This is a genomic window from Massilia sp. Root418, assembly GCF_001425265.1.
Taxonomy (GTDB): Bacteria; Pseudomonadota; Gammaproteobacteria; order Burkholderiales; family Burkholderiaceae_D; genus Rugamonas.
Genome location: NZ_LMEC01000025.1, coordinates 93,977 through 107,441, shown reverse-complemented (window position 1 = coordinate 107,441; position 13,465 = coordinate 93,977). Strand labels below are relative to the sequence as shown.

The 13,465-nt window shown below is 68.7% G+C and carries 11 protein-coding genes; 2 read left to right on the top strand and 9 right to left on the bottom strand.

Features of this window, described 5'->3' with window-relative positions; translation table 11 throughout:
• Positions 1-2: 2 nt before the first annotated feature.
• The 6 genes from ASC94_RS27290 to ASC94_RS27265 form a co-directional block, all read right to left on the bottom strand.
• Positions 3-1,745: a hypothetical protein gene (locus ASC94_RS27290; RefSeq protein ID WP_056403801.1), complete on the bottom strand. Its 1,743-nt coding sequence runs from the start codon at positions 1,743-1,745 to the stop codon at positions 3-5.
• Positions 1,735-2,709: a stage II sporulation protein M gene (locus ASC94_RS27285; protein ID WP_056403798.1), complete on the bottom strand. Its 975-nt coding sequence runs from the start codon at positions 2,707-2,709 to the stop codon at positions 1,735-1,737. The genes ASC94_RS27290 and ASC94_RS27285 overlap by 11 nt, the downstream gene beginning before the upstream one ends.
• Positions 2,710-2,719: 10 nt before the next feature.
• Positions 2,720-3,433: an RDD family protein gene (locus ASC94_RS27280; protein WP_162251460.1), complete on the bottom strand. Its 714-nt coding sequence runs from the start codon at positions 3,431-3,433 to the stop codon at positions 2,720-2,722.
• Positions 3,434-3,518: 85 nt separating this feature from the next.
• Complete coding sequence (locus ASC94_RS27275; RefSeq protein WP_162251459.1) at positions 3,519-4,331, bottom strand: transporter substrate-binding domain-containing protein; 813 nt, start codon at positions 4,329-4,331, stop codon at positions 3,519-3,521.
• Between the two features lie 105 nt (positions 4,332-4,436).
• Positions 4,437-5,270: an ABC transporter substrate-binding protein gene (locus ASC94_RS27270; RefSeq protein WP_056403787.1), complete on the bottom strand. Its 834-nt coding sequence runs from the start codon at positions 5,268-5,270 to the stop codon at positions 4,437-4,439.
• A 10-nt stretch (positions 5,271-5,280) separates the two neighbouring features.
• Positions 5,281-6,489, bottom strand: a complete 1,209-nt coding sequence (locus ASC94_RS27265; RefSeq protein ID WP_056403784.1) for a TIGR04552 family protein — start codon at positions 6,487-6,489, stop codon at positions 5,281-5,283.
• A gap of 172 nt (positions 6,490-6,661) precedes the next feature.
• Between ASC94_RS27265 and ASC94_RS27260 the strand changes: the two genes are divergently transcribed.
• Positions 6,662-7,810 carry a sensor histidine kinase gene (locus ASC94_RS27260; protein WP_056403781.1) on the top strand — a complete coding sequence of 383 codons (1,149 nt, stop codon included), beginning with the start codon at positions 6,662-6,664 and terminating at the stop codon, positions 7,808-7,810.
• A gap of 136 nt (positions 7,811-7,946) precedes the next feature.
• Positions 7,947-10,940 (top strand): TonB-dependent receptor, encoded by a 2,994-nt coding sequence (locus tag ASC94_RS27255; RefSeq protein ID WP_162251458.1) that lies wholly within the window; start codon positions 7,947-7,949, stop codon positions 10,938-10,940.
• 45 nt (positions 10,941-10,985) lie between these two features.
• Here the strand turns inward: ASC94_RS27255 and ASC94_RS33315 are convergent, their stop codons facing one another.
• From ASC94_RS33315 to ASC94_RS27240, 3 genes are all read right to left on the bottom strand, one after another.
• On the bottom strand, positions 10,986-11,513 hold the full coding sequence (locus ASC94_RS33315; protein WP_200955836.1) for a hypothetical protein: 528 nt from the start codon (positions 11,511-11,513) through the stop codon (positions 10,986-10,988).
• Between the two features lie 155 nt (positions 11,514-11,668).
• Positions 11,669-12,895 (bottom strand): erythromycin esterase family protein, encoded by a 1,227-nt coding sequence (locus tag ASC94_RS27245; RefSeq protein ID WP_056403770.1) that lies wholly within the window; start codon positions 12,893-12,895, stop codon positions 11,669-11,671.
• A 58-nt stretch (positions 12,896-12,953) separates the two neighbouring features.
• Entirely contained in the window at positions 12,954-13,397 is a 444-nt protein-coding gene (locus ASC94_RS27240; RefSeq protein WP_056403767.1) for a nuclear transport factor 2 family protein, read from the bottom strand.
• Between the last annotated feature and the right edge of the window lie 68 nt (positions 13,398-13,465).

The window sequence follows — 13,465 nt, the reverse complement described above, 5'->3', positions numbered from 1 at the left end:
GCTCACCGGCCGTGCTCCCGCGGCGTCGTGGCTTCCGCGGCGTGCGCCTTGCCGTGGGCCTCGGTGTGCACATTAGCTGGCGCACTAGCCAGCGCACCAACGGCCGCACCAGCGGGCGTGCCTGCATGCGCGCCTGCATGTGCGCCGGTGGCCGCGTCGAATTGCGCCCGCCACGCGTCGCAGGCCGCGTACAGCGCGGCGCTGTCGGGCCAGCGCGCGCCATAGGCGCCGTTCAGCCACAGCGTGGTGGCGGTGGCGGCGATGCCGTAGCGCGCCGGCGCCAGGCCGGCTTGCTGCGCCATGCGCAGGCACTCGCCCTCTGTGGCGCCCTGGGCCAGCTGCAGCCCGTCCTGCTGCACCAGGCGCGACAGGGTGGCGCGGTACAGCAAGGCCAGCGCGCCGCGCCGTTCTCCCTGCTCCCACAGGCTGCGCACGGCGTCCGCCACGTCGGCCGGCAGGCTTTCGGCGCGGATGTCCAGGCCCGCGATCTCGGTTGCCGCCATCACGGCCGGCGCCGGCAACAGCCAGGCGAACTTGCCCCGGTAGCGGTACAGCAGCCACGCCAGCAGGACCACGCCGCCGGCGATCAGCAGCACCTTGATGGCCAGTGCCAGCAGGCTCAGGTCCGGCATCTTGAGCGGCTTTTCGGGTTCGGGCGCATCGAAATCCTTGAGGTGCCAGCTATCCTCGCACTTGTAGCCGCGCAGGTCGTCGCTGTCGTACAGGCGCTTGATTTCCTGCTGCAGCGCGGCCTGCTCCGCGCTGCGCGCGGGGGCATGCTTGCCGATCGGGTTCTGCAAGTGCGGGGGGCGCGCGCAGCGGATGCGGTCCGGGCCCGGCGCGGGCGGCGGCGCGGCCGCCTGCAGCGGCTCGGCGCGGCCCGGGGCGGCCGGCAGGGCCACGGCCAGCGCCGCCGCCAATGCCAGCATGGCCAGCCAGCCAAGCAGCAGCGGGCTGGCATGGCCGGCCTGCGGCTGCGGCTGGTGCCGCGCGGCCGGCGCCTGGATCTGGCGCAGCGTGATCTCGATGTCCCATGCCTCCAGCGTGGCACGCCGGTTCAGGTACAGGGTGAAACAGCAGGCCGTGTAAACCGGCCCCACGATGCCGGCCGCCACCGCGTAAGCCGCCATGGCCACCAGGTCGAGCCAGGTGCCGCTGGCGCCTTTGCTGAAAATGGCGAAGGGATTGACGGCGGGGCCATCGCTGAGGAACAGGCCCACCAGGGCCATCAGGCCGAAGTTCAGCACCGCCTCGAAGTGCGCGCAGGCCAGGCCGAAGCGGTAGGCTGCCGCGCCGGTGCCGTTGCGGCCGATGGCGTGCCGCCGTTCGCTGGCGGTGGCGCCGCGCGCCTGCTCCAGCTGCCAGATCGGCTGGTACAGCCCGCGCCCCGGCATGAACAGCCGCCACCAGGTCATCAGCCGGAACCAGCCGCCGCCCAGCTGGCGCGGCCAGGCCCGCAGCGCCTGGCGCCACGTCACGTCCTCGCCGAACACCTGGCGCGACAGCACGTACAGCGGGCCGCGCTCCAGCAAGGGCCGCAGCCACCACGGCAGGAACATCCACAAGGCGGCCCACGACGGCGCCGCCCAGATCAGGAGCAGCGCCAGCCCGCACAAGGGCAGCCACAGCGCCAGCCAGGTTTTGTACACCGGCCCGGCGTGCGCGCGCAGCAGCGCGAAGCCCAGGTCCAGGGCCTGCGGCGCCGGGCGCGGGCGCAGCGCGATCTGCAGCTTGTCAATCCGCACGCAGGGCTCCCCCGCTGTGCGTGCCCCGGCCGCGGCCGGCCAGCGCGAAAAAGGCGATCACCGCCGTCCAGCACACGCCGCCCACCGCGTACTTCACCTGCGGCGGCACCGCGGTGCTGGCGGACCAGAACGCTTCCACGAAGGCGGCCAGCAGCGTCAGCACGGCGGCGCCCACGATCACGGGGAACATGGCGCGGCTGGTGGCGTGCAGCGCGTGGCGCCGGCTCAGGCGGCCCGGCGCGATCAGCGCCAGCCCGAGGCGCATGCCGGACAGGCCGGCCAGCACCAGGCCGGTGATCTCGAAACTGGAATGCGTCACCACGAAGGACCAGAAATTGGTGCGCGTGAGCGGGTCCATGCTCAGCCAGCTGGCGATCACGCCCATGTGCATGCCGTTGAAGGCCAGGCTGAGCAGCGACGGCAGGCCGCCGAAGATGCCGCCGGCGAAGGTGCGGAAGCAGATCGACACATTGTTCCAGATGTAGTGGCCAAACATCTGCAGGTCGCCTTCCTGGCCGCGCCCCAGGCCGATGCGGCCGGGCCGGTACATCTGGCGGTATTTTTCCAGCTGCGCCGGATCGATGAAGCTGTGCGCCCAGTGCGGCTGCTGCCACACCAGCAGGCCCAGTGCCAGCGCCACGCCGAACACCGCCAGCGCCGCCACCAGCAGCAAACGCCATTCGGCGCGCACGCGGCAGGGGAAGTCCACCAGCAGCCACTGCAGCAGCGCGCGCGGGCGCTCGGCCGCGCTGCCGTACAGGCGCAGGTGGCAGGCCGCCGCCTGCGCGTGCAGGTAGTCGGTCAGCGCCGGCGAATAGCCGCGCTGGCCGGCCAGCGCCAGGCACTGGCACAGGCGCCGGTACAGCGCGGGCAGGGCGGCCGGATCGTCCGAGCGGTTGTGCAGGATGGCGTCGACCGCCTCCCACAGCGGCGCGTGCCGCTGTTCGAACTGGGTCTGCTTCATGGCGCCGGCCTCATTGCTTGAGCCCCGCCGCGTAGGCGCGCAGGCGTTCCAGCGAGGCTGCGCCGATGGTGCCGGTGAGCGGCTCGGCGATGCTGCCCAGCTCTTCGAGCCGCGCCGGCGGCAGGCCCTGTTCGCGGTCGAACAGGTCGGCCAGCGCGCGCTGCTGGGCGGACGTGAGCGGGAAGGGCAGCGGCAGCGGCGCGGCCTCGCGCACGGTGGGGCGGGCCGGCGGCCGGTCGCGGTACACCACCAGGGTGCCGGCCACGATGTCGCCCAGGCGGCGGAACTGGCGGTCGTACAGCATGCAGGCCAGGCCGGTGGCATAGGCCAGCGGCAGGAAGTCCGCCACCAGCAGCAGGTTGCGCAGCGCCGATTCGCGCCAGCCCACGGGCAGGCCGTTGTCGCGCCGCACCTGCAGGCCGAGCGCGCGCTTGCCGATGGTCTGGCCCTGGAAATAGACTTCGCAGATGACGGGATAGCCCCAGTAGCTGAGGAAGGCCAGCACCGCCAGCACGCCCTGCGCCATGCGCGGCCCGCTCAGCAGCCAGCCGGCCAGACCCATGAAGCTGAGCCACAGGGTGGCGTCCAGCGCCCAGGCCCAGGCGCGCGGCGCCGGGCCGGCCGGGGTGAGCAGCAGGCGGGTGCCTTCCGGCGTGGTCAGCGAGAGGCGGCCGTCGATCAAGGCCGTGGCGGTGGGGTGGTCATGGAGCCATATTGTATCCAAGAACGGCCGGCGCTGTTGCAAAAAAAGTAAACCGGTCAGCTTGCTAAGCAGGATGCGTCGCGGCGTGGCGCGGCGCGGAACCGGCCTAGGGCTCGGGTACGCCGGCTTCGGCGGCCAGCCTGCGATAGTCGGCCGACGCGCGCGCCGCCGCGATGGCTTCCCAGATGGCGTGCGCGCGCTGCGGGTTGCGGCGGTAGGCCGCGCGGTTGAAGGCCAGGTGCAGCGGCAGCACCCAGTACGGCGGCCCCGTCTGGACCACCTTGCCCTGGAAGCGCGGGTCGCTGACGGCCAGGCGGCTGGCCTCGGCCCCTTGCAGCAGGGCGACGTCGAACATCCCGGTTTGCAGCAGGCGCAGCGCGTCCTCGGCCGATTTCACCAGTTCGCGCGGGCGGTAGCCGCGCTCGCGCAGCACGCTGCTGATCAGGTAGCCCGACTGCACCGCCACTTCCTGGTTGGGCGCGACCAGGGTATGTCCGTCCCAGCTGCCGCGCCCTCCCGCGCGCAGGAACACGTTGACGCTGTCCGAATACAGCGCGCGCGCCGGATCGGCGCTGCCGTCGGGCCGCAGCGGGTAGGCCGCAAAGCTGCGCCGCGATTTCGCGTCGGCGGCGGCCACCACCGCGTCCACTGTGCCCAGGCGCAGCTCTTCGATGCAGCGGCGCCAGGGCTTGGGGGCGTAGACGAAGCGCTCGCCCAGCTGTTTTTCCACCCGCCGCAGCAGCTCGAAATTCAGGCCGCTGGCGTCCGGCGAACTCCAGGGGCGCTGCTCCACGTCCTCGTAGCACATGACCAGCGGCGCGGATGGGCCCGGTGGGCCCGGCTGCGGCGTGGCAGCCCCGGGCTCGCCGCCGTGCGCCGCGCCGGCCGCCAGCAACGCAGCCAGCAACGCAGCTGGCAACGGAGCTGGCAACGCACCTGGCAACGCCGGCAGCGCAGCCGGCGCGAACGCCGCAAGGGCGGCGCGGACGCGCGCGGAGCGGGAAGCAGCCTGGCGCGGCATGTCTCAGTCGTCCTTGTAGCTGGCGTAGATACGCTGCAGCTCGCCCTGCTCGGCCAGCGTCTGCAGCGCGTGCCTGAGCTGCGCGGCAGTGGCCGGCGCCAGCGTGCGCGACACCGCGAAGTACAGCGGCTCCTCCTTGAACACAGCCGGCAGCAGCTTGACCATGCCGGTCAGGTGCTCGTCCGCGATGGTGCGCCGCAGCGCGCCTTCGGCGTGGTAAAAAAAGCGCCCGCGCCGGTTCATCAGCTTGCGCAGGTTGACTTCCGGGTCGCTGCTGCTGGCGTCCAGGCGCAGTCCGGGCTCGCCCGCCAGCTGGCTGGCGTAGGCGCTGCCCCTGGATACGATGATCACGCTGTCCGGCCCCAGCTTGCGGATGTCGTCCAGGGTCTTTACGGCCACCTTGTCGTCCGCGCGCACGGCGATCTTGTGGCGCACCGTGTACACCGGCACGTCGATGTAGCCGAATTTCGCTTCGCGCGCGCCGGTGCGGATCAGCGCGCAGAACACGTCCAGCTGTCCTTCCGCCAGCGCCGATTCGATGCGCGGCAGCGACATGGGCTGGGTCCAGCCGGTGAAGCGCAAGCCCGGCGCCACCTGCTCGACAGCCTTGATCACCTCCACGCAGATGCCCTTGCGCCTGGCGCCCACCTCGTACTTGAGGGTGTTGTTGTCCTGCGCCGCCGTGCGCAGCAGCAGCGGGGCGGCCGTGGCCGGGGACAGCGCGCCGCAGCCAAGCACCGCGGCGAGCGCCGTGGCGGGAACCTTGGCGATCACCTTGGCGAGAACCCTGACGAAAGCGGCGCAGAAAGCGGCTGCAGATATGCGTGGCGGCGGCATGGCGGTCCGTTCAGGCGGCAGCCACGCCGCTGTGCTCATCCATCCAGCGCAGCAGTTCGCGGCCCAGCACGCGCAGGCGCGCCGTGTCCACCTGGCGCCGCTTGTATGCTTCGTGGCTGGCCGGTCCGCTCAGGCTGCGGTCATGGCTGGCCTTGTCCATCAGCTGGATCTCATACTCAAAGAAAAAGCCCACGTCGTAGTCCGGTTCGGCCGACTCGGCCGCCGCGGCGTCCTGCGCGGCAAACAGGGGCAGGCTGCTGCCGCCGGCGTCGTTGGCGTGCAAGTGGATCATTTTGCGCACCGTCACCTGGATGCTGCTGAAGCCTTCGCCGCTGTGCGGGTTGTCGCTGCGGGTCTGCTGGGCCGACAGCGCCAGCAGCTCCTCGTCCATGCGCCGCAGCAGCCCGGCCGGATAGTGCTCGCTGCGCTCCAGCATGGGCCGGTACTTGCAGAACACCTCCTTGGCCGCCTCCATGTCCAGCAGGGTGTTGCGGGTGCGCTGCGAATCGACGTTGGTCACCGACAGCAGGTGCGCGCGCTGCAGCGTCTGCAAGGCCAGCAGGCACTCGAAACGGGTATTGAAAATCATGCGCACGCCCAGGTGGTCGTACACGTCGGCCGCCAGGTAGGCCGCTTTCTGCAGCAGCTTGAGCAGGATGCTGGCGCGGCCCTTGTTGTTCTTGCGGTCGAACTGCAGCAGCGGCAAACAGGTGTCGCCGTGCGTCAGGAAGTACTGGCCGTCGTCGCAGCGTATCACCTCGTCCAGCGAGGCGAACACCTGCTCGCGGATGGTGTTGAAGTGGCGCAGCTTCAGATTGTTGTCGATGTAAAAGATGCCGTGCATGACCTTGAGCACCGCGCACGACCACATGCGCAGCGCATCGGCCTGCAGGCCGCGCCGCGACGCATACACCAGCAGCTGCAGCGGGTCGTCCGGCGCGCGCACCTCGGCCGGGATCAACGCTGCCTGCCCCGGCGCCAGGAAGGTGCTGGCGATAAAGGCCACCGCTTCCCGGTGTGCGCGGGCGATCACGGCGGGGGCGGCCGGCTGGGCCAGGTCGAAGCCGTACTCCAGCACGAACTGGCGCGCGTCGTGCAGGTTGCGCAAGGCCAGCGCGCCCAGGTCGATGGCGGACACGCCGCTGGCAATGGCGTTGAGGTAGCCCCAGTTCAGCGAGAACTTGTGCGCGCACTTGAGTGAAGCATGCAGTTCGGTCATGTCCTTATGCCATCAGCGCTATCCGATAAGCAAGTATCCCCCTGCCGCTGGCGGCGGTCAATCGGACGCGGCCCCGCGTTGCAAATTGACCGCTGCGCGGCGTCGCTGTTGCTGCGTTGCAGCACCCGCCAAACGGGCGGCGCACTGGCCGGCAGCGCGCTATATTTATCCCATGAGCTCCAATCTGACAGGCACAAGCGATCCGAGCCAGCCCGGACTGGCGCCGGCCACGCGCGCGCTCATGGCCCGCCGCGACGCGGTGGTCAACGCGTGGATGGATACCATGCGCAAGTCCGTGCCCAAGGCCGGCCCGCTGCACCTGGCCATCCTCGGCAACACCTTGCCCGCCATTGTCGATACCGTGGCCCTGCTGCTGACGGAAGGGGAGCGCGACCACGCCATCAGCGACCTGACCACGCTGGCAAACGAGCACGGCGGTGAGCGGGCGCGCCTGACGCCGTACGACATCACCACCCTGATTCACGAGCTGCAGCTGTTCAAGCGGGTGCTGTTTGCCGAGATGGAACAAAGCGGCGCGCCGCTGGACCTGGCGCAGCGCGCGCTGGTGGCCAACTGCCTCGACAACATGATGCGCGACAGCGCCAACGCCTTTGCTGCGGTGCAGGCCGCGCTGCGCGAGCAGTTCATTGCCGCCATCACGCACGACCTGCGCACGCCGCTGTCGAACGCGCGCATGGCTGCCGAGCTGATCGAGCGCATGGCCGGCGATCCCGACGTGCGCCAGCTGGCCCAGACCATTTTGCGCAGTGCCGCCAGGATAGACACCATGACCTGCGAACTGCTCGACAGGATCGTGTTCGGCGGCGCCGGCAAGCTGGCCCTGCGCATCGCCGAGTTCGACCTGGCCGAGCTGGCGCGCGAGGTGGCCACCGCCATCGAGACCGCCTCGCGCGTGGAGCTGGACCTGCCGCCGCAGCCCGTCGCCGGGCACTGGTGCCGCGAGACGCTGCGGCGCGCTGTGGAAAACCTGGTCGGCAACGCCGTCAAGTACGGCCGTCCCGGCGCTCCGGTCAAGCTGAGCGTGAGCAGCGACTTCGAGCGCGCCAGGATTGCGGTGCACAACGACGGCGACCCGATCCCGCCCGAGGAATGCGAGAGCATCTTCCAGCTCTACCGGCGCGCCGCGCGCGGCAAGTACGGCGTGCAGGGCTGGGGCGTGGGCCTGCCGTTCGCGCGCAAGGCCGCCGAGGCCCACGGCGGCAGCATCATTGTTGCAAGCAACCCACAGGACGGCACCACCTTCGTCATCGACATTCCGCTCGACGCCCGCCCCTATCACGGCGCAGCCACCGCCGCTTGAGCATTCCGGGATTTCCTCAATCAACAAAGTGAGTATTTGTGGCCGGCGCACGCCGGACGAAATGAATCCGCATATGATCCAAATCGCGTTGGGACGCGCGCTTCATTTCCGAACAAATAAATCACAAGGAAATTCAATGACTAGCCGGAACCGCAGCACCAGTACTCGCAGCACCCGTACCTCTCCCGCATCAAAGCCCACCCTGATCGCCCTGGCCGTGTTCGCGCTGGCCGCCTCGCTGCAAGCGCAAGCCCAGGAAGCCAAGGCCGACGACAACGTGGTGGTGGTCACCGGCTTCCGCGCCAGCCTGAACAGCGCGCTGAACACCAAGAAGAACAGCGACGGCATCGTCGACGTGATCAAGGCCGAGGACATCGCCAAGTTCCCGGACGCCAACCTGGCCGAATCGCTGCAGCGCGTCCCGGGCGTTTCGCTCACGCGCGGCGATGGCGGCGAGGGCAAGCAGATCACCGTGCGCGGCCTGAACGCGGGCTTTACGCGGGTGCGCATCAACGGCATCGAGGGCGTCACCGCCACCGGCGCGTCCGACATCAACGGCAGCACCAACCGCGGGCGCGGCTTCGACTTCAGCGTGTTCGCCTCGGAACTGTTCAACAGCCTGGAAGTGCGCAAGACCTCCGAAGCCGGCGTGGAAGAAGGCTCGCTGGGCGCCACGGTGGACCTGCGCACCGCGCGCCCGTTCGATTTCAAGGGCCGGACCTTCAGCCTGGGCGGGCAGGAATCGTGGAACGGCCTGTCGCGCAAGGCCGAGCCGCGCGTGACTGCGCTGTATTCGGACCGCTGGGACACGCCGATCGGCAAGATCGGCGCGCTGGCCTCGGTGGCCTATTCCAAGCGCACCATCCAGGAGGAGGGCTACGAGGCGGTTGAACTGCTGAGCGCCAGCCAGGACGGCGGCTTCTGCTCGCCGCTCGGCTACACGCCGCAAAACCCGGTCAATACGCCGGCCAAGGGCATCACCGCCACCAGCTGCGGCTTCGGCGTGCCGCGCACCTCCAGCCTGGCCGCCTACAACGACGTGATGGGCCGCACCGACAACTACGGCGGCACCGTGGCCAGTCCGGCCGCCGGTTCGGGCGCCTTCGCGCCGCGCATCCCGCGCTACCGCCGCTCGCTCACCAACTACGAGCGCACCGGCCTCACCGCGTCCGCGCAGTGGCGCCCGGACACCAAGACCGAGCTGAACCTGGACTTCATGGGCGGCAAGTTCGTCAACGACCGCTACGACAACTACATTTCCGCCATCTCCTTCGGCCGCACGCTGGGCCAGTCCAACGGCAAGCCGCAATCGTCCATCGTGGACGCCCACTTCGACAGCAACGGCAGCTGGGACTACGGCAAGTTCAACGCGGTGGACATCCGCACCGAAGGCCTGCTGGACAAGTACACCACGCTGTTCCGCCAGCAGGTGCTGTCCGGCAGCCGCGAGATCACCGACCGCTTCAAGGTGGACTTCCTGGCCGGCGTGTCGAACTCCGACCTGGACGAACCGATGCGCGCCACCGTGCAGTTCGACAATCCGAACGTGAACGGCTTCGCCTTCGATTTCCGCAACAACCGCAACGTGCCCACCCTGAACTTCGGCATGGACGTGGCCAATCCCAACCTGTTCACCTTCGCGCCGCAGGAGGCCGACGGCACCTTCCACGGCCAGTTCGTGGGCCGCTACCTGCACACCAAGAACAAGCTGCGCACCAACGCCATCAACGCCAGCTTCGAGGTGAACGACAACATCACCTTGCGCGGCGGCGTCTCAAACCGCAAGAACACCTGGACCAACGTGGAGATTGGCTCCGGCGGCAATGGCCTGGCGCTGCCCGCCGGCACCACCATGGCCAGCATCACGCGCCAGATCGACGGCTTCGGCCGCGGCCTGGGCGGCAGCGGCGTGCCCACCTCGTGGGCCGCGGTGGACCTGGACAAGTTCCGCGCCGTGTACGACATCGAATGCCACTGCTCGAAAGTACCGGGCTCGGAATACAACCTGCTGGGCCAGGTGAACCGCGGCGTGGAAGAGGGCATCAATGCGCTGTACGGCATGGTGGACTTCAAGTACGACGTGGGCCCGGTCGGCCTGCGCGGCAACGTGGGCGTGCGCGGCGCAGAAACCAAGGCCACCTCGTTCGCGCTGATCAACGCCAATGGCGCGCTGACGCCGGCCACGGTGGAGCACAAGTACCGCGACGTGCTGCCGGCGCTGAACGTGACTGCCTCGCTGCCGCAGGACGTGATGCTGCGCTTCTCGGCCGGCAAGACGCTGTCGCGCCCCGAGTACACCGACCTGGCGCCGACCGCCACCCTGACCACGCAAAGCCAGTCGGTCTCGATCGGCAATCCGAACCTGGACCCGATCCGCGCGCGCACCTACGACCTGCAGGCCGAGTGGTACTACGCCAAGAACGCCTTGCTGTCGGTGGGTTATTTCCGCAAGGAGATCAACACCTTCATCCAGGGCGTGTCCGAGCGCGCGCCGTTCTCCTCGCTGGGCCTGCCGGATTCGGTGCTGATCGGCGGCGGTTGCAGCATCACCGGCGGCACGCCGGCCTGCCCGACGCTGCCGGACACGGTGGTCACGGTGGCGCGCAAGGTCAACACGCCGGGCGGGCCGCTGAACGGCTTCGAGGTGAACCTGCAGGCGCCGTTCAGCTTCCTGCCCGGGGTGTGGAGCAACTTCGGCCTGCTGGCCAACTACACCCACGTCGATTCCAAGATCACTTACGTGACGCGGGTGGACAATCCGAACACGCCGGCCAACGAGCTGCTCAGCAAGACCGCCAACTTCACCGGCCTGTCGCCGAACGCGCACAACATCACGCTGTTCTACGAAGATCCGAAGTTCAGCGCGCGGGTCTCGGCGGCGCACCGCTCGTCCTACCTGCTGAATGTGCTGGGCGACGTGGCCGGGCACGACTTCACCGTGGTGGACGGCTCCACCAGTGTCGACTTCAGCCTGTCCTACAACATCACGCCGAAACTGCGCGTGAGCCTGGAAGGCCAGAACCTGACAGACACCCCGCTGCGCTACGGCCGTGACCTGCAGCGCAACGACACGCTGCTGTACGTGCACTCCGGCCGCACTTTCGTGCTGGGCCTGACGTACAAGTACTGAGCAAGCCGGCCGCGCCGGCCGCGTTCCGGCCATCGGCCGGCCGCATTACCTGGTGGTCGGCGTGCGGGTGTCGGACGGGTTCTGGGATGACCGGTCGGTCGGGCGGGTAGTTGGCGTCATCGGCGCGACATCCGAAGGGCGGTCGCCGCTGCCGGCGGTGCCCGTGGTGCCGCTGGTGCCCGACGTACCGGTAGTGCCGCTGCCAGTGGTGCCGGTGCTACCGCTGCTGCCCGACGTACCGGAGGTGCCGCTGCCGGCGGTGCCCGTGGTACCGCTGGTGCCACTGCTGCCGGACGTGCCGCTACCGGTGCCGCCGGCGGTCCCACTGGTCCCGCTGCTGCCGGAACTGTTCTGGTCCATGCTTCTGCTGGTGTCGCCAGTGTCGCTGGTATTGTTGCGCTTACTGGATTTTTTCTGCTTGGACTTGTGCTTGTCCGCATGTTGCGGATCGGTGGTGTGCTGCTGCACGGCGGCGTTGCCGTAAGGGTCCTGGCCACGCGGGTCCTGGTTCTGCGCCCAGGCCCCGGCACTGAGCAGCAGGGCCAACACTGCGGTAGTCGCTTGAGCTTTCATGGCATTCCTCCTTAGGTTGGGTGAGCGGCCATTATTCCACTGCCGCCGGACCCGGCAAGTAGGAGCGCGCCTAATCAATTTATCGGATTTTGACTGCGGCCGCCACCCGCCGCGCAACGGCAACCGTGTGGCCTGCCAGCGGCTCAGTGTGGCAGTCAGCGCGCCATGCTGACGGGTGTAATCTGACGAATGAAGAAGAGCACATCCCAGTTCACGCCCAGCTGGCCGCCGCGCTGTAGTTCGTATTCGTAGCTGAACTGCGGCTGGTCTTTCGGTCGCGGCTGCGGCAGGGCGCCGGCGGTCAGGCCGAGCAGGGCGTGCGGCTGGCGGGCCAGGGCCGCTTCCAGGCTGTCCGGCGGAATAGCAGGCAAGGGCAGGCGCTGGTTGCTGACGAAGTCCAGGATCTTGCCGCCGGCGCTGCTGAACTGCACGATCTTGTAGTCCGCGCCCCAGTGCCGGTGCATCACTTCCCCGGCCTGCAGATTCACCGGCGTGCGCTGGAAGCCGCGCGCGGTGTGCACCGTATGCGCCCAGATCACCACTTTGCGGCCCGGGTAGAGCTTGTCGGCCAGCCAGATCGTGTTATCGCCCATCTGATTGTCGCGCTGGTAGTCGTGGTCCGCGCTCCAGTAGCTGGCCGCCTGCGCCTCCACGCTCTTCACAGCCTGGCACCAGAAGCCTGCGCTGGGCGCCGCGGGCACGGCCTGGCACAGGGCGGCCCGCAGCGCGGCGGCGTGCTGCCGGAATGCCGCTTGCGCTTCGCCCGCTGGCGGCGCGCGCTGCATCTCCAGCAGCGGCTGGGCCGCTTGCGCATAGCGCCGCCAGCCGTCGCCTTCGGCCAGCCCCGGTGCGGCCGTCTTCAGATAGGCCTGCAGGCGCGGCAGCAACTCCTTCTTGCTGGTCTCGCCGGTGTGCTGGCTGTCGATGCCGCCCAGCGCGATCGGCTTGCCTTGCGCGCGCTGGCTGTCGACGTATTGCAGCATGCCGCGGCCTTCAGCCGTGTTGGCGTACATAAAGAACACATTGCCGGGCGCGATATCGTCCAGCTTCTCGCCGCGCTCCATGCGTTCGGCCAGCCGCGCCATGTCGTAGAAACCGCTCTCCAGCAGCAACACGTCGAAGCCCATTTTCTCGTGCAGGAACTTGAGCAAGCGCGTCTTCAGCAGGAATTCTTCGCGCCCGCCGTGGGTCTGCTCGCCCAGCGCCACGATGCGCGCGTTGCCGATGGCGTCGGCGAACGGTTTCAGGTCGCTGTCGTCCAGCTGCTGCGGGCTGGTGCTGGCGATGGGCCAGGGGGTACCGGCTTGCGCCTGCGCATCCGGCACAAGGGTGGCCAGAGCCAGAGCGGCGGCGGCCAGAGCGGCCTTGACGGTATGTTGCATGCTTCCCCCGGGATTAAAAAATACCAATGTAATACCAATCCTTGGGAGAAGCAATGACTTAATGATGCAGCTGGGCTGCTGCGGCCGCCTGGCCGGGTTGGTCGACATGCAGCGCGCGCTCGGTGGCGGCCGTGTCGTAATACGATTGGAAGCGTTCTACCTTGCCGTCGCGCAGGGTAAACACGTGGACCCAGGGGCTGTCGTAGGTGAGGCCGGTCTGCCTGGCCATCCAGGTGGCGTCGCCCGTCACCACCACCGTGTCGCCCTCGGCGATAAACTGCTTGGGCTCAAAGCGCACCGGCATCACCGCCCGGTCCAGCTTCTCGAAGAACTGCGCAATCTCCGCCTTGCCGTGGTAGCGGCCGGCGAACGGAACAAACTCTGAATCGGGCCCGACCCACTCCGCGTCGTCGTGGTAGCGGTCCAGCAGGTTGCGGATATCCCCGGTCTGGAACAGTCGATAGCCGTCCATCACCAGCTTCTTGTTTTCCTGTATATCCATGACATGCCTCCTGATAAATCGGCAGTCCGACAGCAGTCGCGGATGGTCGTGCCGCAGATAACCGATCA

Excerpts from the sequence above, each read along its gene's own strand:
- ASC94_RS27270 (WP_056403787.1), bottom strand. The coding sequence starts at position 5,270 with ATGCCGCCGCCACGCATATCTGCAGCCGCTTTCTGCGCCGCTTTCGTC.
- ASC94_RS27245 (WP_056403770.1), bottom strand. The coding sequence starts at position 12,895 with ATGCAACATACCGTCAAGGCCGCTCTGGCCGCCGCCGCTCTGGCTCTG.
- ASC94_RS27255 (WP_162251458.1), top strand. The coding sequence starts at position 7,947 with ATGACTAGCCGGAACCGCAGCACCAGTACTCGCAGCACCCGTACCTCT.
- ASC94_RS27260 (WP_056403781.1), top strand. The coding sequence starts at position 6,662 with ATGAGCTCCAATCTGACAGGCACAAGCGATCCGAGCCAGCCCGGACTG.
- ASC94_RS33315 (WP_200955836.1), bottom strand. The coding sequence starts at position 11,513 with ATGAAAGCTCAAGCGACTACCGCAGTGTTGGCCCTGCTGCTCAGTGCC.
- ASC94_RS27265 (WP_056403784.1), bottom strand. The coding sequence starts at position 6,489 with ATGACCGAACTGCATGCTTCACTCAAGTGCGCGCACAAGTTCTCGCTG.
- ASC94_RS27240 (WP_056403767.1), bottom strand. The coding sequence starts at position 13,397 with ATGGATATACAGGAAAACAAGAAGCTGGTGATGGACGGCTATCGACTG.
- ASC94_RS27285 (WP_056403798.1), bottom strand. The coding sequence starts at position 2,709 with ATGAAGCAGACCCAGTTCGAACAGCGGCACGCGCCGCTGTGGGAGGCG.